We start from the raw sequence: 1503 nt of genomic DNA, 5'->3' as shown, positions 1-1503 counted from the left end.
CTTTTGATATTAACTTATTTGTGCCTTAAGTCCTTTCCTGTATGAATTTCAGCTACTTTTGAGCTTAGGTACTCTCATTGAATTTTATTTTAAGTTAATTATTTGCATAACAATTCCCGAAGAGCCTTTACGCCCTTCTTTTGCTACTCTTACAAATGGATTAGCGTTAGATTTGACAAACTCTTGAGACAATACATTTTGAGCTTCTTCAACAAAAACAACCGCATTTACAACTTCTTCTGGTTTATCTGAAGTGAATTCTTCTTTATTACTTTCAAATAATTTACGAACTAGAATGGTTGAAATAATGCTGGCATCCATGTTATCTTTTAAGGATAAATCGATAATAACAGTTTTTCCTTGTTTCAAACATTTAAATACATTCTCTATTAGATTTGATGAGCTAGAATGTAACGAACCTTCGTCAATTAAATGACGAATCCTTTTTTGTATTGCCATAATTGTTTTTCTGGCAGAAAAATCTTCTTTTATATTGCCCTTGGCATCTTTCTTTTGTTCACCAAAAAAATCAGAAAAATCTCGATAAAGATTGCTTGGATTATCCGCATAGTCATCAATTTTTTCAATAAAGTTTGACACGCCTTCTTCATCAAGATATAAAAGAAAAGATTTCATTACTTCAGAGAATCCAGCCCCGAAATTCAATATATCACCCACTGCTAAGTGTTTGTGCATATTAAGCGATACTTTTCCTACAAAAATGAATCTATTCTCAGTTTTGTAAATCTCTGGTAATTTCTTGTCTGTATAGACTACAACATTATCCTTAATTGAATTCTCATTAATATCTCCCAGTCCATAGGTTGCAGTACCCCGCAAGAAATATTCACCATTCAAGTCAAAAATTAACTTTCCGTATGAAGTATCGCGCGTCATATGATAGAGAAGTAACTTGACAAGATTTGTTTTTCCGAAAGCTGATTGAGCAAATACCATTGTGCGTTTGTTTCGCAATTTATCAATTTTAAAAAGGATTAGTCCCTTTCCTTGAAAAACTGTTTCTCCTACACAAAGATAGCCAATTTCAGCACCATTTTCATTAGTTTTATTGAGAATTGAATCTATTTCACGCTTATTTAGATGTCTGGCAATGTAAGAAACTGTTGGTAGTTTTCTTACAGCAGTTGTAAACAAAATACTAGAACCACTATCTGTGAATGTTCCTAAAATACCAACTTTGTAGGTGTAGCTGAACATTTTTTGTTTATCTCTTTCTGAAAGTGCTCTTTCTGCAATTCGAGCATAATGCACAGCAATCAAAGTTTTATCTTGCGATTTGAAAATAGGATCTTCATCGTAAATTTCAGCTTCAACTCTTGCCAAATATGGTTCTTCCGAACTTACCATGTAAAATAAACTAGCAAAATGCCAATTTAATAAACATCTAAGACTAAAGTTTTTAAAGTTTCTAAATCCATAGCCTCTCCTTTTAATCACCTTCAGTTTATTGTTAATTCCTTCCACTGTTCCCTGGGTTGTTCG

The 1503-nt window shown here is 32.5% G+C and carries 1 protein-coding gene and 1 pseudogene; both read right to left on the bottom strand.

Features of this window, described 5'->3' with window-relative positions; all coding sequences use genetic code 11:
• Positions 1-84: 84 nt before the first annotated feature.
• Positions 85-1218 (bottom strand): ATP-binding protein, encoded by a 1134-nt coding sequence (locus IQ224_RS23450; protein WP_228036373.1) that lies wholly within the window; start codon positions 1216-1218, stop codon positions 85-87.
• Between the two features lie 165 nt (positions 1219-1383).
• A pseudogene (locus IQ224_RS23445) lies at positions 1384-1503 on the bottom strand (transposase); the annotation flags it as partial.

Source organism: Microcystis sp. LEGE 00066 (assembly GCF_015207925.1).
GTDB lineage: Bacteria > Cyanobacteriota > Cyanobacteriia > Cyanobacteriales > Microcystaceae > Microcystis > Microcystis ichthyoblabe_A.
This window is presented reverse-complemented; position numbering and strand designations above follow the sequence as displayed.